This window comes from Pseudomonas sp. QC2 (assembly GCF_002859085.1).
GTDB lineage: Bacteria > Pseudomonadota > Gammaproteobacteria > Pseudomonadales > Pseudomonadaceae > Aquipseudomonas > Aquipseudomonas petroselini.
Genome location: NZ_PKKS01000025.1, coordinates 185,317 through 203,726, shown reverse-complemented (window position 1 = coordinate 203,726; position 18,410 = coordinate 185,317). Strand labels below are relative to the sequence as shown.

19 protein-coding genes are annotated in these 18,410 nt (G+C 61.5%); all 19 read left to right on the top strand.

Annotated features, from left to right (window positions below; translation table 11 throughout):
- The first annotated feature begins 14 nt into the window (after positions 1 to 14).
- The 19 genes from fliF (at position 15) to flhA (ending at position 18,404) form a co-directional block, all read left to right on the top strand.
- Complete coding sequence (gene fliF / locus QCBJ_RS27495; protein ID WP_015885193.1) at positions 15 to 1,796, top strand: flagellar basal-body MS-ring/collar protein FliF; 1,782 nt, start codon at positions 15 to 17, stop codon at positions 1,794 to 1,796.
- On the top strand, positions 1,789 to 2,805 hold the full coding sequence (fliG, locus tag QCBJ_RS27490) for a flagellar motor switch protein FliG (RefSeq protein WP_015885192.1): 1,017 nt from the start codon (positions 1,789 to 1,791) through the stop codon (positions 2,803 to 2,805). The genes fliF and fliG overlap by 8 nt, the downstream gene beginning before the upstream one ends.
- A gap of 10 nt (positions 2,806 to 2,815) precedes the next feature.
- The gene (fliH, locus tag QCBJ_RS27485; RefSeq protein ID WP_102061987.1) at positions 2,816 to 3,580 is read left to right on the top strand and encodes a flagellar assembly protein FliH; all 765 of its coding nucleotides are present in this window, start codon (positions 2,816 to 2,818) and stop codon (positions 3,578 to 3,580) included.
- Positions 3,570 to 4,928, top strand: coding sequence for a flagellar protein export ATPase FliI (fliI, locus tag QCBJ_RS27480; protein WP_046036030.1), 1,359 nt, complete (start codon positions 3,570 to 3,572; stop codon positions 4,926 to 4,928). Before fliH ends, fliI begins: the two co-directional genes overlap by 11 nt.
- 3 nt (positions 4,929 to 4,931) lie before the next feature.
- Positions 4,932 to 5,381, top strand: a complete 450-nt coding sequence (gene fliJ / locus QCBJ_RS27475; RefSeq protein ID WP_015885189.1) for a flagellar export protein FliJ — start codon at positions 4,932 to 4,934, stop codon at positions 5,379 to 5,381.
- Between the two features lie 261 nt (positions 5,382 to 5,642).
- Positions 5,643 to 5,948 carry an STAS domain-containing protein gene (locus QCBJ_RS27470; protein WP_015885188.1) on the top strand — a complete coding sequence of 102 codons (306 nt, stop codon included), beginning with the start codon at positions 5,643 to 5,645 and terminating at the stop codon, positions 5,946 to 5,948.
- Positions 5,945 to 7,663 carry a fused response regulator/phosphatase gene (locus tag QCBJ_RS27465; RefSeq protein WP_102061986.1) on the top strand — a complete coding sequence of 573 codons (1,719 nt, stop codon included), beginning with the start codon at positions 5,945 to 5,947 and terminating at the stop codon, positions 7,661 to 7,663. Before QCBJ_RS27470 ends, QCBJ_RS27465 begins: the two co-directional genes overlap by 4 nt.
- A 30-nt stretch (positions 7,664 to 7,693) precedes the next feature.
- Positions 7,694 to 8,041: an Hpt domain-containing protein gene (locus QCBJ_RS27460; RefSeq protein ID WP_093543716.1), complete on the top strand. Its 348-nt coding sequence runs from the start codon at positions 7,694 to 7,696 to the stop codon at positions 8,039 to 8,041.
- 411 nt (positions 8,042 to 8,452) lie between these two features.
- Positions 8,453 to 9,793 carry a flagellar hook-length control protein FliK gene (locus tag QCBJ_RS27455; protein WP_102061985.1) on the top strand — a complete coding sequence of 447 codons (1,341 nt, stop codon included), beginning with the start codon at positions 8,453 to 8,455 and terminating at the stop codon, positions 9,791 to 9,793.
- Between the two features lie 221 nt (positions 9,794 to 10,014).
- Positions 10,015 to 10,515: a flagellar basal body-associated protein FliL gene (fliL, locus tag QCBJ_RS27450; protein ID WP_015885184.1), complete on the top strand. Its 501-nt coding sequence runs from the start codon at positions 10,015 to 10,017 to the stop codon at positions 10,513 to 10,515.
- A 9-nt stretch (positions 10,516 to 10,524) separates the two neighbouring features.
- Entirely contained in the window at positions 10,525 to 11,493 is a 969-nt protein-coding gene (gene fliM, locus QCBJ_RS27445; protein WP_015885183.1) for a flagellar motor switch protein FliM, read from the top strand.
- A gap of 56 nt (positions 11,494 to 11,549) precedes the next feature.
- A complete protein-coding gene (fliN, locus tag QCBJ_RS27440) occupies positions 11,550 to 12,017 on the top strand; it encodes a flagellar motor switch protein FliN (RefSeq protein ID WP_015885182.1) in 468 nt (155 codons plus the stop codon).
- A gap of 1 nt (position 12,018) precedes the next feature.
- Positions 12,019 to 12,456 carry a flagellar biosynthetic protein FliO gene (fliO, locus tag QCBJ_RS27435; RefSeq protein WP_046036033.1) on the top strand — a complete coding sequence of 146 codons (438 nt, stop codon included), beginning with the start codon at positions 12,019 to 12,021 and terminating at the stop codon, positions 12,454 to 12,456.
- Complete coding sequence (fliP, locus tag QCBJ_RS27430; RefSeq protein ID WP_015885180.1) at positions 12,456 to 13,199, top strand: flagellar type III secretion system pore protein FliP; 744 nt, start codon at positions 12,456 to 12,458, stop codon at positions 13,197 to 13,199. Before fliO ends, fliP begins: the two co-directional genes overlap by 1 nt.
- 4 nt (positions 13,200 to 13,203) lie before the next feature.
- The gene (fliQ, locus tag QCBJ_RS27425; RefSeq protein ID WP_010208761.1) at positions 13,204 to 13,473 is read left to right on the top strand and encodes a flagellar biosynthesis protein FliQ; all 270 of its coding nucleotides are present in this window, start codon (positions 13,204 to 13,206) and stop codon (positions 13,471 to 13,473) included.
- A gap of 4 nt (positions 13,474 to 13,477) precedes the next feature.
- The gene (fliR, locus tag QCBJ_RS27420; RefSeq protein ID WP_043205710.1) at positions 13,478 to 14,263 is read left to right on the top strand and encodes a flagellar biosynthetic protein FliR; all 786 of its coding nucleotides are present in this window, start codon (positions 13,478 to 13,480) and stop codon (positions 14,261 to 14,263) included.
- Positions 14,264 to 14,266: 3 nt separating this feature from the next.
- The gene (gene flhB / locus QCBJ_RS27415; RefSeq protein WP_064052733.1) at positions 14,267 to 15,403 is read left to right on the top strand and encodes a flagellar biosynthesis protein FlhB; all 1,137 of its coding nucleotides are present in this window, start codon (positions 14,267 to 14,269) and stop codon (positions 15,401 to 15,403) included.
- 352 nt (positions 15,404 to 15,755) lie between these two features.
- The gene (locus QCBJ_RS27405; protein WP_102062042.1) at positions 15,756 to 15,959 is read left to right on the top strand and encodes a cold-shock protein; all 204 of its coding nucleotides are present in this window, start codon (positions 15,756 to 15,758) and stop codon (positions 15,957 to 15,959) included.
- A 330-nt stretch (positions 15,960 to 16,289) separates the two neighbouring features.
- Positions 16,290 to 18,404, top strand: coding sequence for a flagellar biosynthesis protein FlhA (flhA, locus tag QCBJ_RS27400; protein WP_370879642.1), 2,115 nt, complete (start codon positions 16,290 to 16,292; stop codon positions 18,402 to 18,404).
- Positions 18,405 to 18,410 lie beyond the last annotated feature (6 nt).

Here is an 18,410-nt window from a genome sequence, read left to right as displayed (position 1 = left end):
ACGAGATTTAAGTCATGGCAGAAGCAGTCGTGGACAACGCACCCGCCAAGGCAGACGGCAAGCCGCCGCTGTTTGGCCTGTCGTTCCTGGAAAACCTCTCCGAAATGACCATGTTGCGTCAGGTGGGCCTGATGGTCGGCCTGGCTGCCAGCGTGGCGATTGGTTTTGCCGTGGTGTTGTGGTCGCAGCAACCCGATTACCGGCCGCTGTATGGCAGCCTGGCGGGCATGGATTCCAAGCAGATCATGGAAACCCTGGCCGCCGCCGATATCGCCTACACCGTGGAGCCCAACTCCGGGGCCCTGCTGGTCAAGGCCGACGATGTAGCCCGTGCACGCATGAAGCTTGCGGCAGCCGGCGTGACCCCGTCCGACAGCAACATCGGGTTTGAAATCCTCGACAAGGACCAGGGCCTGGGGACCAGCCAGTTCATGGAAGCCACTCGCTACCGTCGTGGCCTGGAAGGCGAACTGGCGCGCACCATCTCCAGCCTGAACAACGTCAAGGGTGCCCGCGTGCACCTGGCCATTCCGAAAAGCTCAGTGTTTGTGCGCGATGAGCGCAAGCCGAGCGCCTCGGTATTGGTCGAACTGTTCTCCGGCCGCTCCCTGGAGCCGGGCCAGGTACTGGCGATCGTCAATCTGGTGGCTACCAGCGTTCCTGAGTTGAGCAAGTCGCAGATCACCGTCGTCGACCAGAAGGGCAACCTCCTGTCCGACCAGGGTGAAAACTCCGCGCTGACCCAGGCCGGTAAGCAGTTCGACTACAGCCGCCGTGTAGAAAGCATGCTCACCCAGCGTGTGCATAACATCCTGCAACCGGTGCTGGGCAACGACCGCTACAAGGCTGAAGTGTCCGCCGACGTGGACTTCAGCGCCGTCGAGTCGACCTCCGAGCAATTCAACCCGGACCAGCCGGCGCTGCGCAGCGAGCAATCCACCAGCGAACAACGCACCGCCGCCAACGGCCCGCCGCAAGGCGTACCGGGTGCCCTGAGCAACCAGCCACCAGCGCCGGCCTCGGCCCCGCAAACCACCGGTGGCGCTGCCGCTACCGCTGGCGCGATCCAGCCAGGCCAACCGCTGTTGGACGCCAACGGCCAGCAGATCATGGACCCGGCCACTGGCCAGCCGATGCTCGCACCGTACCCGGCGGACAAACGTAACCAGTCCACCAAAAACTTTGAGCTGGACCGCTCCATCAGCCACACCAAGCAGCAACAAGGCCGCGTCAATCGCCTGTCGGTGTCGGTGGTGGTCGATGACCAAGTCAAGGTCAATGCGGCAGATGGCGCCGTTACCCGTGCCCCGTGGAGCGCCGATGAATTGGCGCGCTTCACTCGATTGGTGCAGGACGCCGTCGGTTTCGATGCCAGCCGTGGCGACAGTGTCAGCGTGATCAACATGCCGTTCTCCGCCGAGCGTGGCGAAGTGATCGCTGAGCCGGCGTTCTACTCGCAGCCATGGTTCTGGGACATCGTCAAGCAAGTGTTGGGTGTGTTGTTCATCCTGGTTCTGGTGTTCGGCGTGCTGCGCCCAGTGCTCAACAACATCACCGGCAACGGCAAGAAACAACTGGCGGCCTTCGGTGGCAGCGATGTCGAGTTGGGTGGCATGGGCGGCCTGGATGGCGAACTGGCCAACGACCGCGTCAGCCTTGGCGGTCCGCAAAGCATCCTGTTGCCGAGCCCGAGCGAAGGCTACGACGCTCAGTTGAACGCAATCAAAAGTCTGGTGGCAGAAGACCCGGGTCGTGTGGCCCAGGTCGTGAAAGAGTGGATTAACGCAGATGAGTGATCGAGCCGCTGTTGCCAAACTTACCAAGGTCGACAAAGCCGCAGTCCTGCTGCTGTCCCTCGGTGAAACCGACGCCGCCCAAGTGCTGCGCCACATGGGCCCCAAAGAAGTTCAGCGGGTGGGCGTGGCCATGGCGCAAATGCGCAATGTGCACCGTGAGCAAGTCGAACAGGTGATGAGCGAGTTCGTCGAGATCGTCGGCGACCAGACCAGCCTGGGCGTCGGCTCCGACAGCTACATCCGCAAGATGCTCACCTCGGCCCTGGGCGAAGACAAAGCCAACGGCCTGATCGACCGCATCCTGCTCGGTGGCAACACCAGCGGCCTCGACAGCCTGAAATGGATGGAGCCGCGCGCCGTTGCCGACGTGATCCGCTACGAGCACCCGCAGATCCAGGCGATCGTGGTGGCCTACCTCGACCCGGACCAGGCCGGTGAAGTGCTGGGCCACTTCGACCATAAAGTGCGCCTGGACATCATCCTGCGCGTGTCGTCGCTGAACACTGTGCAGCCGGCGGCCCTCAAAGAACTCAACACGATTCTGGAGAAGCAGTTCTCCGGCAACTCGAATGCCTCGCGTACCACCTTGGGTGGCATCAAGCGCGCGGCCGATATCATGAATTTCCTCGACAGCTCGGTCGAAGGCCAACTGATGGACTCGATCCGCGAGATCGACGACACCCTGTCCGGCCAGATCGAAGACCTCATGTTCGTGTTCAACAACCTCTCCGATGTCGACGACCGTGGCATCCAGGCGTTGCTGCGCGAAGTGTCCTCCGACGTGCTGGTGCTGGCCCTCAAGGGCTCCGACGAAGGCGTCAAGGAAAAGATCTTCAAGAACATGTCCAAGCGTGCCTCGGAACTGTTGCGCGACGACCTGGAAGCCAAAGGGCCGGTGCGCGTCAGCGACGTCGAAACCGCGCAGAAAGAGATCCTCACCATTGCCCGCCGTATGGCCGAAGCCGGAGAAATCGTTCTCGGCGGGAAGGGCGGCGAAGAAATGATTTAAGGCGCTTTCCATGTCGAACAAAGATGAGGCTCCCAGCGATCTGATTCGCGCGCGGGATGTCGGCGGGTTCGACATCTGGTCGTTGCCCAGCTTCGATCCGCATGTGCCCGAGCCCGAGCCGGAACCGGTTGAAGAGCTGCCGGTGGAAATGGAAGAAGTGCCGCTGGATGAAGTCCAGCCGCTGACCCTGGAAGAGTTGGAAAGCATCCGCCAGGAGGCCTACAACGAAGGCTTCGCCGCCGGTGAAAAAGATGGTTTTCGCAGCACCACCCTCAAAGTGCGCCAGGAAGCCGAGGCGGCGCTGAGCGTCAAGCTGGCCAGCCTGGAGCGCTTGATGGGGGTGCTGTTCGACCCCATTGCCGAGCAGGATTCGCAGATCGAAAAAGCCATGGTCGGCCTGGTCGAGCACATCGCTCGCCAAGTGATCCAGCGCGAGCTGGTGCTGGACTCCAGCCATATCGAAAGCGTGATGCGCGAAGCCCTCAAGCTGCTGCCTCTGGGCGTCGGCAATGTGCGGTTGTACATCAACCCGCAGGATTTCGAACAGGTCAAAGCCCTGCGCGAGCGCCACGAAGAAACCTGGCGCATCGTCGAAGACGCCGCGTTGCAGCCCGGCGGTTGCCGCGTCGAGACCGAACACAGTCGCATCGATGCGACGGTGGAAACCCGCATCAGCCAGATCATGGCCAAGCTGCTGGACCAGGTGCATGAGCAGGTTCTGAACCCCGCCGGGCCTGACCTGAGCGTGGACCTGGACGCCCCCGATGCGCCTTGATCGCACCAGCTTCGCCAAGCGCTTGAGCGGTTACGCCGAAGCCACAGCGTTGCCCGGCCAGCCTATCCTCGAAGGGCGCCTGTTGCGCATGGTCGGCCTGACCCTCGAAGCCGAAGGCCTGCGCGCCGCCATGGGCAGCCGCTGCATGGTCATCAACGACGACAGCTACCACCCGGTGCAAGTCGAAGCCGAAGTGATGGGTTTTTCCGGCAACAAGATTTTCCTGATGCCTGTCGGCAGCCTGGCGGGCATTGCCCCCGGCGCCCGCGTGGTGCCCTTGGCCGACACCGGCCGCCTGCCGATGGGCATGAGCATGCTCGGCCGCGTACTGGACGGCGCCGGTCGCGCGCTGGATGGCAAGGGCGGCATGAAGGCCGAAGATTGGGTGCCGATGGACGGCCCCACCATCAACCCGCTCAACCGTAACCCCATCAGCGTGCCGCTGGACGTGGGCATTCGCAGCATCAACGGATTATTGACGGTCGGTCGCGGCCAGCGTCTGGGCCTGTTCGCCGGTACCGGCGTGGGTAAGTCGGTGTTGCTGGGCATGATGACGCGCTTTACCGAGGCCGACATCATTGTGGTGGGCCTGATCGGTGAGCGGGGCCGTGAGGTGAAGGAATTCATCGAGCACAGCCTCGGCGAAGAAGGCCTCAAGCGCTCCGTCGTGGTCGCCTCGCCGGCGGACGATGCGCCGCTGATGCGTTTGCGCGCCGCGATGTACTGCACGCGCATCGCTGAGTATTTTCGCGACAAGGGCAAGAACGTCCTGTTGCTGATGGACTCGCTCACGCGTTTTGCCCAGGCCCAGCGGGAAATCGCCCTGGCCATTGGCGAACCGCCTGCGACCAAGGGTTACCCGCCGTCGGTGTTCGCCAAGTTGCCCAAACTGGTGGAACGCGCCGGTAATGCCGAGGCGGGCGGTGGCTCGATCACCGCGTTCTATACGGTGCTGTCCGAAGGCGATGACCAGCAGGACCCGATTGCCGACTCGGCGCGGGGCGTGCTCGACGGCCACATTGTGCTGTCGCGGCGTCTGGCCGAAGAAGGGCACTACCCGGCCATCGATATCGAAGCGTCCATCAGCCGGGTGATGCCGGCGGTGGTCACCCCGGAACACATGGCCCGCGCGCAACACTTCAAGCAACTGTGGTCGCGCTACCAACAAAGCCGCGACTTGATCAGTGTCGGCGCCTACGTGGCCGGCGGTGATCGCGACACCGACCTGGCCATCGCCCTGCAACCGCAACTGGTGACCTACTTGCGCCAAGGCCTCAACGACAAGATCAGCATGGGCGAAAGCGAAGCGCACCTGCAGTCGATCTTCGCCCCCGCGCCGGGCGGCTAAGCCATGGCCAACAGCCGCGCCGCACGCCTGGCTCCGGTGGTGGACATGGCCGAAAAGGCCGAGAAAACCGCCGTTCAGCGCCTGGGTTATTTCCAGGGCCAGGTGCGCCTGGCGGAAAGTAAACTCGGCGACCTGGAGCGTTTTCGCGGTGAATACCAGCAACAATGGATCGAACGCGGCGCCAAAGGCGTGTCGGGCCAGTGGTTGATGGGTTACCAGGGCTTTCTCAACCAATTGGAAACGGCCGTCGGCCAGCAGCGCCAGAGCCTGGCGTGGCACCAGAACAACCTCGATAAAGCGCGCGAGAGCTGGCAAGCGGCGTTTGCCCGGGTCGAAGGCCTGCGCAAGCTGGTGCAACGCTATATCGATGAAGCGCGGGCACTTGAAGACAAGCGCGAGCAAAAGCTGCTCGACGAACTCTCTCAGCGCCTTCCACGCCAAGAACAGTATTAAGGCGCGGGCTTACCTGCGATGACACACGCGTGTAGTGAGCGGGCTTGCCCCGCGCTGGGCTGCGAAGCGGCCCTAAAACCTGACACCGCGTTTTACCTGAATAACCCTATGGCCTTTTTGGGGGAGGCTTCGCCCCCAGCGCGGGGCAAGCCCGCTCACTACAAATAGTGCATAGCCCACACACATTTGATGTGTTGTGTTGCCCATAGCCGGTTCACCTGCTAAACCTTGTGTCATTGCCAATGACAAGGAAGCAGTCGCATGTCAGTCGAGTCAGATGTATCCCTGGATGGGAAGAAGTTGACGATTTCAGTCAAAGGGCGGTTTGATTTCGGTAGCCATCAAGCCTTTCGTGACGCCTACGAGCGGTTTTACAAGGTGCCCGAGATCTACGTGGTGGACTTGAAGGAGACCACGTATATGGACAGCTCTGCGCTGGGCATGCTCCTGCTGTTACGTGACCATGCCGGCGGCGATGAGGCCGAGGTTCAGGTCGTCAACAGCAACTCCGACGTGCGCAAAATCCTCGCCATTTCCAACTTCGACAAATTGTTCGACCTCACTTGAGCGTCCTGGCCCCGGTTGCGCAAGCGCTGAGTGTATTGATCGCTGAAGACAGCGCCGCCGATTTGCTGTTGCTGTCGACCATTATCCGGCGCCAGGGCCACCAGGTGCTCACCGCCACCAACGGAGCGCAAGCGGTCGAGGTGTTTACCCGTGAGCGCCCGCAGTTGGTGTTGATGGATGCGCTGATGCCGGTGATGGACGGCTTTGAAGCTGCGCGGCAGATCAAGCAGCTGGCGGGGGAGGCGCTGGTGCCGATCATTTTCCTCACGTCACTGCGCCAGAGCGAGGCGCTGGCGCAGTGCCTGGATGCGGGGGGTGATGACTTCCTGCCCAAGCCTTACAACCCGCTGATCCTGGCAGCGAAGATCAACGCCATGGACCGTTTGCGCCGCCTGCAGGCCACGGTCTTGCAGCAGCGCGACCTGATCGCCAAGCATCACGACTACCTGCTGCATGAGCAGCGGGTGGCCAAGGCGGTGTTCGATAAGGTCGCACATTCCGGCTGTATCAATGCCGCACCGAATATCCGCTACCTGCAGTCGCCCTACGCGCTGTTCAACGGCGACCTGCTGCTGGCCGCCTACACGCCGTCCGGCGATATGCACGTGCTGCTCGGCGACTTCACCGGCCACGGCTTGCCGGCGGCGGTGGGCGCCATGCCCCTGGCGGAAGTGTTCTATGGCATGACCGCCAAGGGCTACGGCCTGGCGCAGACCCTGCGCGAGATGAACGCCAAGCTCAAGCGCATCCTGCCGGTGGACATGTTCTGCTGCGCCACCCTGTTGTGCCTGAGCACGCAGCGGCGGGTGGTGGAGGTGTGGAACGGCGGCATGCCTGACGGGTATGTGCATGAAGTCGCGACCGGCAAGCGTACGCCGCTGGCGTCGCGGCATCTGCCGTTGGGGGTGCTGTCGGCCGAAACCTTTGATGACCGCACCGAAGTCTGGCCCATGGCCCTGGGCGACCGGGTGTTCCTGTTGTCCGATGGGGTACTGGATACCGCCGACGCCAATGACCAACTGTTCGGCGCCGAACGCTTGCAGCAGGTGTTCGCCGCCAATCGCGAGCCTGATCGTTTATTTGAAGCGATCGAACAGGCCCTGGCGGCGTTTCGAGGTGAGGCGCGGGATGACGTGAGCATGGTGGAAATCACCCTGCAAGCCGGGCCGCCACTGCGTGCCAGCGGGCCGTTGTATGCCGACAGCGGGCAGTCGTGCCCGCTGGATTGGTCGGTGAGTTTTGAATTCCGCGCCGAGACCTTAAAGCGTTACAACCCATTGCCGTATCTGCTGCAACTGCTGCTGGAGATCCACGGCCTGCGCGAGCAGAGCGGGGCGCTCTACAGCGTGATGGCCGAGTTGTACTCCAATGCCCTGGAGCATGGCGTACTGGGCCTGGATTCGCGGCTCAAGCGCGATGCCGATGGGTTTGCCGAGTATTACCGCCAGCGCAATGACCGCCTGGCGCAGCTTGATAGCGGCCATATACGCGTGCATGTGCAGGTGGTGCCGACCGAGACGGGCGGCACGATGACCCTGCGTGTCGAAGACAGCGGGCTTGGTTTCGACGTGGAACAGGTGCTGGCGCGGCCGCTGGATATCGACCGTCTGTCTGGCCGGGGCTTGAGCCTGGTGCGTCAGTTGAGCAGCGCTGTACGCTGGTCCGATGGCGGGCGCAGTGTCTGCGTGGAGTTTTCCTGGGAGGCTCTGGCATAATCCGTCGATTCTTGATCAAGGAGCGAGCAAGTGGTTGATCTACATCTGGACCCTGATGTGTTGTCGGGTTTGCAGGAAGTCATGGAGGGTGAGTATCCCAAGTTGCTCGATACCTTTCTTGATGACTCCCAGAAACGCGTCGAAGCGTTGCGTAAGGCCAGGGATGATGCCAAGGCGTTGGGGCGGATTGCGCATAGTTTCAAGGGGAGCAGTGGGAACCTTGGCGCGGTGCGGTTGGCGCAGTTGTGCCAGCGGCTGGAGGTTGAGTCGGTTGGGGCTGGGGCTGGTGATTTGGGGGAGTTGGTGGACCAGATTGATCGGGAGTTTGCGTTGGTGAAGCCGTTGTATGAGACGGAGCGGCAGCGCTTTCAGATTTGAGTTGAGGTTGTGTACATATCCGTTGCTGCGGTAACGGCTACTTAGGGGGCCGCGCTTACAGCGGCTAACCCGTCGTCCTGCCGGGTTCTTACTGTCGATCTCGGTTAAATGTGGGAGGGGGCTTGCTCCCGATAGCAGTAGGGCAGTTGCAGGTGTATTAGCTGACACACTGCAATCGGGGGCAAGCCCCCTCCCACCGTTTGATCTCCATCCATCAGGTAGATATCAGCCTGCTTATGATCGTGATCTGGGGCACATCGAGCCCAGGCGAGGTGCCGAGTGCTGGGGCGGACCCCGATCAGCCGTTACCCACACAACGGATAGGTACCCGTAAAATCAAAACCTGGCCCAACTCTTGCTCTACCTCTAGATACTGCATCCCCGATCCCCATGCAGTGGAGACCTTTACCTATGCCAGTCGCCCCGAATTCCCTCCTGCAGGCTGCCCCCGCGGCCAAGCCTCAAGCGCCCGCCGCCAATCAACCGGCGGTGGCTGCGGACCCACGGGACAAGGGCCCTGGCTTCGCTCAAGTGTTCGCCAGCCAAGGCGCCAAACCCGCAGCCAAAGCCGACGACAACTCGCCCAAACCCACGCGGGACAAGCCTTCCGACGCCAGCGCCAAGCCGGCATCAGGCAATGACAAGCCTGCCGCCAGCACACCAGCGGTTGCCGATAGCGGCAATACCTTGCCTGCCAGCCCGCCGGCCAAGACCGACGACAGCGCCAGCAAAGATGACGACGCGCCGGCCGATCCGACCTTGGTGCAGCAGCCTCCGGTTGACCCGGTGGTCGACCCGGCATTGATTGCCACCGTCACCCCGGTGGCCGTGCCGGTGCCGGTTGAGACCCCGGCGCCCGTCACCACAGCCAAGGATGACAACGCTCAGCCGGTGGTTGCAGCGCCGGTCGCCGCGACCGAGGCGGCCAAGCCGGCCTTCGATCCGGAGGCCGACCCCTTGGACGCCATGCCGGCCGTGCGCCTGGCGATGGAGCAGGGTGGGCATGTGTCGGCCAGCAGCCAGGCCTCGGCGAAGGCCGCACCGGCACCGACTCAGGATCAGCCGACCGCCGCGCAGAACTTTGCCGCTGGCCTGGCCAATATGGTCGACCAGCAAGCGACCAAGGACAGCACCGACCAGGGCGGCGACAAGGCGTTCAGCGGGCTGATCGAAGATGGCCTTAAAGACTTGAAGAACGCCAGCAGCGACACCCGTGTCGATGACTTCGCCAACCGTCTGGCTGCGTTGACGCAAGCGGCCACGCCGAAAACGGTGAACGCTTTGCCGCCGGTGACCAATGCGCCGTTGGCCATGCACCAGAGCGGTTGGACCGATGAGATCGTCAACCGTGTGATGTACCTGTCCAGCGCCAACCTCAAGTCGGCGGAGATCCAGTTGCAACCCGCTGAGCTCGGCCGCCTGGATATCAAGGTCAACATGACCGCCGACCAGCAGGCCCAAGTCAATTTCATGAGCGCCCACCCGGTGGTGCGTGAAGCGCTGGAAAGCCAGTCCGGCCGTCTGCGGGAGATGTTTGCCCAGCAGGGCATGGGGCAGGTGGACGTCAATGTCTCCGACCAGTCCCGTGGCCAGGAGCAGCAGCAACAACAGGCCCAGACCCGTGGCGTGAGCAGCAGCGGCGGTCGGGGTGGCGATAACGGCGACAGCGGTAGCCCTGTTGATGTGGCTGAAGCGGTAGCGCCGGTAACGTCGACGGTGATCGGCTCCAGCGCCGTCGACTACTACGCCTGATCTGATTTTTGCGCTGGATGAAATGTGGGAGGGGGCTTGCTCCCGATGAGGGGTTGTCAGCTGAAACATGGGTGACTGATACACCGCTATCGGGGGCAAGCCCCCTCCCACAATTTGACTTGCCGCGTCCGTACGTCCCCCACTTCAGACAACTCTGGCATAACACTTGCTCTTGCCTTTCCGTAGATCTATGAATCCCCGAATAGTGACGGATTATTGGCATGGCGAAGAGCGACGACGCAGCAAAAGCACCCGCAGGAAAAGGTAAGCTCAAGCTTATCCTGTTGATAGTCCTGGGCCTGCTCCTGGCCATCGGCGCTTCGGTGGGTGGCACCTGGTACATCATGCACAGCAGCGCCAGCAAACCGGCCCCCGCTGCCGAAACCGCCAGCAACGTCAAGCAACCGGCAATCTTCGAGCCGATGCTCCCGGCCTTTGTCGCCAACTTCAATCAGAACGGTCGTCAACGCTACCTGCAGGTGAGCATCACCTTGCTGGCGCGCAACCAGTCGGACCTGGATGCCCTCAAGGTGCATATGCCGGTGATCCGCAACAACCTGGTGATGCTGTTCTCCGGCCAAAGCTTCGACACACTCGCCACCCCGGTGGGCCAGGAAATGCTGCGCCAGAAGGTCACTGCCAGCGTGCAGGAAGTGGCCCAGAAAGAGCTCGGCAAAGTCGTGATCGAGCAGGCGCTCTTCACTAACTTCGTATTGCAGTAGGATCACGACATGGCCGTGCAGGACCTGCTGTCCCAGGATGAAATCGACGCACTGTTGCATGGCGTCGACGATGGTCTGGTACAGACCGAAATGGCTGCCGAACCCGGCAGTGTCAAAAGTTATGACCTGACCAGCCAGGATCGCATCGTCCGTGGACGCATGCCGACCCTGGAAATGATCAACGAGCGTTTTGCCCGCTACACCCGTATCAGCATGTTCAACATGCTGCGCCGTTCGGCGGACGTGGCGGTGGGTGGCGTGCAGGTGATGAAATTCGGTGAATACGTGCACTCGCTGTACGTGCCTACCAGTCTCAACCTGGTCAAGATCAAGCCGCTGCGCGGTACCGCGCTGTTCATCCTCGACGCCAAGCTGGTGTTCAAGCTGGTGGACAACTTCTTCGGCGGTGACGGCCGTCACGCCAAGATCGAAGGCCGTGAATTCACCCCCACCGAGTTGCGGGTAGTGCGCATGGTGCTGGAGCAAGCCTTCATCGATTTGAAGGAAGCCTGGCAGGCAATCATGGAAGTCAATTTCGAGTACATCAACTCGGAAGTGAACCCGGCCATGGCCAACATCGTCGGCCCCAGCGAAGCCATTGTGGTGTCCACCTTCCACATCGAACTCGATGGCGGTGGCGGCGACCTGCACGTGACCATGCCGTACTCGATGATCGAGCCGGTGCGCGAGATGCTTGATGCCGGTTTCCAGTCAGACCTCGACGACCAGGACGAACGCTGGGTCAAGGCCCTGCGCGAAGACCTGTTGGACGTCGACGTGCCGCTGAGCGCCACGGTGGCCCGTCGCCAGTTGCGCTTGCGCGATATTTTGCACATGCAGCCGGGGGACATCATCCCGGTCGAATTGCCGGAAGAAATGATCATGCGCGCCAATGGCGTGCCGTCGTTCAAGGTCAAGCTGGGTTCCCACAAGGGCAACCTGGCACTGCAGGTGGTGGAGTCGATCACTCGTCGCTGAGCCACCGCTGTTGATGCACCCCTATTTATGAATGTTTGCTCCGCCGAGGACATGTAATGGCTACCGAACAAGAAATCACTTCCGCCGAAGACCAGGCCCTGGCTGACGAATGGGCAGCGGCATTGGAAGAAACCGGCGATGTTGGCCAGGACGATATCGATGCACTGCTGGCCGCTGATGCCGCCACTGCACCGGCCGGCAAGCGCCTGCCGATGGAAGAATTCGGCAGCGTGCCGAAGAACAATGACCCAGTGACCCTTGATGGCCCGAACCTGGATGTGATTCTCGACATCCCGGTGTCGATCTCCATGGAAGTGGGCAGCACTGACATCAACATCCGCAACCTGCTGCAACTCAACCAGGGGTCGGTGATCGAGCTTGACCGCCTGGCCGGCGAGCCGCTGGATGTGCTGGTCAACGGCACCCTGATCGCCCATGGCGAGGTGGTGGTGGTCAACGAAAAGTTCGGCATCCGCCTGACGGACGTGATCAGCCCGAGCGAACGCATCAAGAAGCTGCGCTGATATGAAACGGCTGATGGTGGGACTGTTAGTCGCGCTGCCATTGGACGCCTGGGCGGCCGAACCGGTGGCTCAGGCCGCGGCCGCTGCGCCGGTAGGCACTGGCCTGGGCGGGCAATTGACCCAGCTGGTGCTCGGGCTGTTGCTGGTGGTCGGCTTGATCTTCGTGCTGGCCTGGTTGCTGCGTCGAGTGCAGAGCGTCGGCCCGGGCAACGCCCAGGTCATCGAGCTGATCGGCTCGCGCGCCCTCGGCCCGCGTGATCGGCTGGTGCTGGTGCAAGTGGGTGAGGAACAGATCCTGCTGGGCATCACCCCCGGCCGCATCACCCCTTTGCACGTGCTCAAGACTCCGGTGAACGTGGACTCGTCCAAGCCCGCCACGCCAGAATTCGCCCAGCGCCTGATGGAGTTGCTGGGCAAGGATCAGAAGGATAAGAAGTAATGCGCGTTTTATTGACGCTCATGCTGTTGCTGGCGACGCCATTGGCGTTCGGCGCCGACCCGTTGTCGATCCCGGCCATTACGCTGGGGACCAACGCGGCGGGGGCGCAGGAGTATTCGGTCAGCCTGCAGATCCTGCTGATCATGACCGCGCTGAGCTTTATCCCGGCGTTTGTCATGCTGATGACCAGCTTCACGCGGATCATCATCGTGTTCTCGATCCTGCGCCAGGCCTTGGGCCTGCAGCAGACGCCGTCGAACCAGATCCTCACCGGCATGGCCTTGTTCTTGACGCTGTTCATCATGGCGCCGGTGTTCGACAAGGTGAACCAGCAAGCCCTGCAACCCTACCTGGCGGAAAAAATGACCGCCCAGGACGCCATCGACAAGGCCCAGGGCCCGATCAAGGATTTCATGCTGTCGCAGACCCGCTCCAGCGACCTTGAGCTGTTCATGCGCCTGTCCAAGCGGACCGACATCGCCACCCCGGACCAGGCGCCGTTGACCATCCTGGTGCCTGCGTTCGTCACCTCCGAATTGAAGACGGCGTTCCAAATCGGCTTCATGATCTTTATCCCGTTCCTGATCATCGACCTGGTGGTGGCGAGCGTGCTGATGGCCATGGGTATGATGATGCTGTCGCCGCTGATCATCTCGTTGCCGTTCAAGATCATGCTGTTTGTGCTGGTGGACGGCTGGGCGCTGATTATCGGCACCCTGGCCAGTAGTTTCGGCGGGGTATAGCGCAATGACTCCCGAAGTCGCCGTCGACCTGTTCCGTGAAGCGCTGTGGCTGACCACCGTGATGGTCGCCGTGCTGGTGGTGCCGAGCCTGTTGGTGGGCCTGCTGGTGGCGATGTTCCAGGCCGCGACCCAGATCAACGAACAGACCTTGAGCTTCCTGCCGCGCCTGCTGGTGATGCTGGTCACCCTGATCGTCGCCGGCCCGTGGCTGGTGCAGACCTTCATGGAATACATCCTGCAGCTGTACGGCAGTATTCCGCAGTTGATCGGCTGACCCGATGCAATCCTTGCTGGCATTGACCGATACCCAGATCAGCACTTGGGTGGCGTCCTTCATTTTGCCGCTGTTCCGGATAACGGCCATGTTGATGGCCATGCCGGTGTTCGGCACGACCCTCGTGCCACGGCGGATCCGCTTGTATTTCGCCGTGGCTATTACGGTGGTGCTCGTGCCTGGCCTGCCGCCGATGCCGCCGGTCAATGCGCTGGACCTCAGTGCCCTGATGCTCATCGCCGAGCAGGTCCTGATCGGTACGCTGCTGGGCTTCTCGCTGCAGCTGTTTTTCCAGGCGTTTGTGATTGCCGGGCAAATCATCTCGATCCAGATGGGCATGGGCTTCGCGTCCATGGTCGACCCCACCAACGGCGTGTCGGCGGCGGTGATCGGGCAGTTCCTGACCATGCTGGTGACCTTGCTGTTCCTGGCGATGAACGGCCACCTGGTGGCGTTCGAGGTGCTGACCGAAAGCTTCACCACCTTGCCGGTGGGCTCGGGGCTGGTGGTCAACCATTTCTGGGAAGTGGTGGGGCGGCTTGGCTGGGTGTTGGGTGCCTCGCTGTTGCTGGTGCTGCCGGCCATTACTGCGTTGCTGGTGGTCAATATTGCGTTTGGCGTAATGACCCGTGCGGCGCCGCAACTGAACATCTTTTCGATCGGTTTCCCGTTGACCCTGGTATTGGGCATGGGGATTTTCTGGGTCGGCCTGGCTGACATTCTCAATCAGTATCAACCGCTGGCGACCGACGCCTTGCAGTTCTTACGTGACCTGGCACGGGCGCGCTGAGCCATGGCCGAGAGCGAGAGTGGTCAGGACAAAACAGAAGACCCCACGGAGAAACGCAAAAAGGACTCCAGGGAAAAGGGCGAGATTGCGCGCTCTAAAGAGCTCAATACCGTCGCCACCATGATGGCCGGCTCCGGCGCCTTGCTGATCTACGGCGGTGGCCTGGCGCTGGACTTGATGGAGCTGATGAAGCACAACTTCGCCTTGCCTCGTGAAGTGCTGCTCAACCCCGACGCCATGGGCCAGTACCTGCTGCACTCCGGCAAGATCGCGATCCTGGCGGTGCAGCCGATCCTGATCACCTTGCTGCTGGCCGCGCTGATTGGCCCGGTCGCCCTCGGTGGCTGGCTGTTCGCTGCCGGCAGCATGGCGCCCAAATTCAGCCGCATGAACCCCGGTGCCGGGCTCAAGCGCATGTTTTCCGCCAAGGCCTTGGTGGAGCTGCTCAAGGCCTTGGCCAAGTTCATCCTGATCCTGTTTGTGGCGTTGATGGTGTTGTCGTCCGACATCGACGACCTGCTGCGCATTGCCCATGAACCGCTGGAGTCGGCGATCATCCACAGCGTGCAGGTGGTGGGCTGGAGCGCGCTGTGGATGGCGGCCGGGCTGATCATCATCGCGGCGGTGGATGCGCCGATCCAGCTGTGGGAAAGCCACAAGAAACTGCTGATGACCAAGCAGGAAGTGCGCGATGAGCACAAGGACCAGGAAGGCCGCCCCGAGGTCAAGCAGCGCATTCGCCAGCTGCAGCGGGAAATGTCCCAGCGCAAGATGATGGCCTCGGTGCCCGACGCCGACGTGATCATCACCAACCCGACCCACTACGCCGTGGCCCTCAAGTACGACCCGGAGAAGGGCGGCGCGCCGATGCTGCTGGCCAAGGGCAGCGATTTTACCGCGTTGAAAATCCGTGAAATTGCGGTGGCCCACGACATCCTCCTGCTGGAGTCGCCGGAGCTGGCGCGGTCGATCTTCTACTCCACCGACCTCGACCAGGAAATCCCTGCCGGGTTGTACCTGGCCGTGGCGCAGGTATTGGCCTATGTCTATCAGATTCGCCAGTACCGCGCGGGCAAGGGCAAACGCCCGGATCCGCTCAAAGACCTGCCAATCCCGCCGGAATTGCGCCGCGATTCCTGATTTCTGTTGGCGACCACTCGTCATGAATGCCTGTCTACCTGTCAACTTTGACAGTAGTCACTGGGGCGTTCTCGCGGTTCTATTGCCTAAAGCACTGCGCGAAGGCTGTAGATGAGAGGCAGGGAGAGTGGTTTTGAAGGCGGTCAGAGGCACTGTCAAATATTACGACGAGAAATCCGGGATGGGTTTGATTGCCCTGGAAAACGGTGAAGACGATGTGCGAGTGGACTTCATGGTTTCGCGATGCATTCAGCTTTCCGTGGGCTTGCGGGTGGAGGTCCAGAGAATCCATGGGCGCGATGCGGTCTATGCATCCGCAGTGAGCTTTATCCCGCAAGTCAGGAGAACGGCAATGGCAACGGGTACTGTGAAGTGGTTTAACGCGACGAAGGGGTTTGGCTTTATTACTCCGGATGATGGAAGCGCAGATGTTTTCGCCCATTACTCGGCGATCCAATCGGATGGGTACAAAACCCTGGAAGAGAACCAAAAAGTAGAATACGAAATTGCGGACGGACCGAAGGGCCCGCAGGCCGGAAACATACGGGTTCTGTAAACGTTCATCTGATAACAATCGCCCTGCCTCCATCAGCTGCGCAACGGCTAGAGCGGGCTACGGATGCACACCAATCCAAATGTGGGAGGGGGCTTGCTCCCGATAGCGGTGTGTCAGTGGCCTGTTCTTGGCCCGACACACTGCAATCGGGAGCAAGCCTCCTCCCACATTTGATTGGGGTCGCACCCCTTAAAAATCAGACGTCTGCAGCCATCTACGCCCTCAAGACAAAAGTTGGAAGGCTTCTTGCAATACCGCCTGCAGGACGCCTCCCGGCGTCAAAAGTTTGCTTCAAGGAAACGAGGAATACCGGTGGTGGATCGCTCTCAAATGTTCGGCACGGCCCGTACCACCCTGACTGACCTCTCGCGGGGCAATCTGGGTGTGCCGTTGTTGTTGCTGGTCATGCTGGCAATGATGATGTTGCCGATGCCGCCGTTCCTGTTGGACGTGTTCTTCACCTTCAACATCGCCCTGTCGGTGGTGGTGCTGCTGGTGTGCGTCTACGCCTTGCGACCGCTGGATTTCGCGGTATTCCCCACCATTTTGCTGGTCGCGACCCTGTTGCGCCTGGCGCTGAACGTGGCGTCGACCCGTGTGGTCATGCTCCACGGCCAGGACGGCCACGCCGCCGCCGGTAAGGTGATCCAGGCCTTCGGTGAGGTGGTGATCGGCGGTAACTACGTGGTCGGTATCGTGGTGTTTGCGATCCTGATGATCATCAACTTCGTGGTGGTGACCAAGGGCGCCGGGCGGATCTCCGAGGTGAGCGCGCGCTTTACCCTCGACGCCATGCCCGGCAAACAGATGGCCATCGACGCCGACCTCAACGCCGGCCTGATCGACCAGAACCAAGCCAAATCCCGCCGTTTGGAAGTCGCCCAGGAAGCCGAGTTCTACGGCTCCATGGACGGTGCCAGTAAATTCGTGCGCGGTGACGCCATTGCGGGCCTGCTGATCCTGTTCATCAACCTCATCGGCGGCATGGCAGTCGGCATCTTCCAACACGGCATGACTTTCGGCGATGCGGGCAAGGTGTACGCCTTGCTGACCATCGGTGACGGTTTAGTGGCGCAATTGCCATCACTGTTGTTATCCACAGCAGCGGCGATCATGGTGACCCGTGCTTCGGGCTCCGAAGACATGGGCAAGCAGATCAGCCGCCAGATGTTCGCCTCGCCCAAGGCGCTGGCCGTGGCGGCGGGCATTATGGCGATCATGGGCATCGTGCCGGGCATGCCGCACGTGTCGTTCCTCAGCATGGCTGCGCTGGCCGGTGGCGGTGCGTACCTGTTCTGGAAGAAGCAGAACGCCGTCAAGGTTCAAGCCTTGCAGGAAGTCGCGCGCCAGCAGGAGCTGCTGCCATCCCCGGCCCGCGCCCAGGAAACCAAGGAGCTTGGCTGGGATGACGTGACCCCGATCGACATGATCGGCCTGGAAGTCGGCTATCGCCTGATTCCGCTGGTGGACCGCAACCAAGGCGGGCAATTGCTCGCGCGGATCAAGGGTGTGCGCAAGAAGCTGTCCCAGGACCTGGGCTTTTTGATGCCCACTGTGCATATCCGCGACAACCTCGACCTGGCGCCCAGTGCCTACCGCTTGACGCTGATGGGCGTGATCCTGGCCGAAGCCGAGATCTACCCGGACCGCGAGCTGGCGATCAACCCTGGGCAGGTGTTCGGCAGCCTCAATGGCATCACCGCCAAAGATCCGGCTTTTGGCCTGGAAGCGGTATGGATCGAAATCAGCCAGCGCAGCCAGGCCCAGTCGCTCGGCTATACCGTGGTGGACGCCAGCACCGTGGTTGCCACTCACCTTAACCAGATTCTGTACAAGCACTCCCATGAGCTGATCGGCCACGAGGAAGTCCAGCAATTGATGGGTTTGCTCGGCAAAGCCTCACCAAAACTCGCCGAAGAGCTGGTGCCGGGCGTGCTGTCGTTGTCGCAATTGCTCAAAGTGCTGCAGGCGCTGCTGGCCGAACAAGTGCCGGTACGCGACATTCGCAGCATCGCCGAGGCCATCGCCAACAACGCCGCCAAGAGTCAAGATACTGCCGCCTTGGTGGCTGCGGTGCGCGTCGGATTGTCGCGTGCAATCGTGCAAAGCATTGTAGGGCTTGACTCCGAGCTGCCTGTGATCACCTTGGAACCAAGGTTGGAACAAATATTGCTCAATAGTATTCAGAAGGCAGGACAAGGCCAGGAAGAGGGCGTTCTGCTGGAGCCAAGCATGGCTGAGAAGCTGCAGCGTTCGTTGATCGACGCCGCACAGCGCCAGGAAATGCAGGGCCAACCGGTGATCCTGCTGGTGGCAGGCCCCGTCCGGGCGATGTTGTCGCGGTTTGGGCGCCTGGCAGTACCGAATTTGCACGTTTTGGCTTATCAGGAAATTCCTGACAACAAGCAAGTGACTATCGTCGCGACAGTAGGGCCCAACGGCTGAGGGTAG

Excerpts from the sequence above, each read along its gene's own strand:
- QCBJ_RS27405 (WP_102062042.1), top strand. The coding sequence starts at position 15,756 with ATGGCAACGGGTACTGTGAAGTGGTTTAACGCGACGAAGGGGTTTGGC.
- fliF (WP_015885193.1), top strand. The coding sequence starts at position 15 with ATGGCAGAAGCAGTCGTGGACAACGCACCCGCCAAGGCAGACGGCAAG.
- fliI (WP_046036030.1), top strand. The coding sequence starts at position 3,570 with ATGCGCCTTGATCGCACCAGCTTCGCCAAGCGCTTGAGCGGTTACGCC.
- flhB (WP_064052733.1), top strand. The coding sequence starts at position 14,267 with ATGGCCGAGAGCGAGAGTGGTCAGGACAAAACAGAAGACCCCACGGAG.
- fliG (WP_015885192.1), top strand. The coding sequence starts at position 1,789 with ATGAGTGATCGAGCCGCTGTTGCCAAACTTACCAAGGTCGACAAAGCC.
- fliN (WP_015885182.1), top strand. The coding sequence starts at position 11,550 with ATGGCTACCGAACAAGAAATCACTTCCGCCGAAGACCAGGCCCTGGCT.
- fliO (WP_046036033.1), top strand. The coding sequence starts at position 12,019 with ATGAAACGGCTGATGGTGGGACTGTTAGTCGCGCTGCCATTGGACGCC.
- fliJ (WP_015885189.1), top strand. The coding sequence starts at position 4,932 with ATGGCCAACAGCCGCGCCGCACGCCTGGCTCCGGTGGTGGACATGGCC.
- fliH (WP_102061987.1), top strand. The coding sequence starts at position 2,816 with ATGTCGAACAAAGATGAGGCTCCCAGCGATCTGATTCGCGCGCGGGAT.
- QCBJ_RS27455 (WP_102061985.1), top strand. The coding sequence starts at position 8,453 with ATGCCAGTCGCCCCGAATTCCCTCCTGCAGGCTGCCCCCGCGGCCAAG.
- QCBJ_RS27470 (WP_015885188.1), top strand. The coding sequence starts at position 5,643 with ATGTCAGTCGAGTCAGATGTATCCCTGGATGGGAAGAAGTTGACGATT.
- flhA (WP_370879642.1), top strand. The coding sequence starts at position 16,290 with ATGTTCGGCACGGCCCGTACCACCCTGACTGACCTCTCGCGGGGCAAT.
- fliR (WP_043205710.1), top strand. The coding sequence starts at position 13,478 with ATGCAATCCTTGCTGGCATTGACCGATACCCAGATCAGCACTTGGGTG.
- fliL (WP_015885184.1), top strand. The coding sequence starts at position 10,015 with ATGGCGAAGAGCGACGACGCAGCAAAAGCACCCGCAGGAAAAGGTAAG.
- fliM (WP_015885183.1), top strand. The coding sequence starts at position 10,525 with ATGGCCGTGCAGGACCTGCTGTCCCAGGATGAAATCGACGCACTGTTG.
- fliQ (WP_010208761.1), top strand. The coding sequence starts at position 13,204 with ATGACTCCCGAAGTCGCCGTCGACCTGTTCCGTGAAGCGCTGTGGCTG.
- fliP (WP_015885180.1), top strand. The coding sequence starts at position 12,456 with ATGCGCGTTTTATTGACGCTCATGCTGTTGCTGGCGACGCCATTGGCG.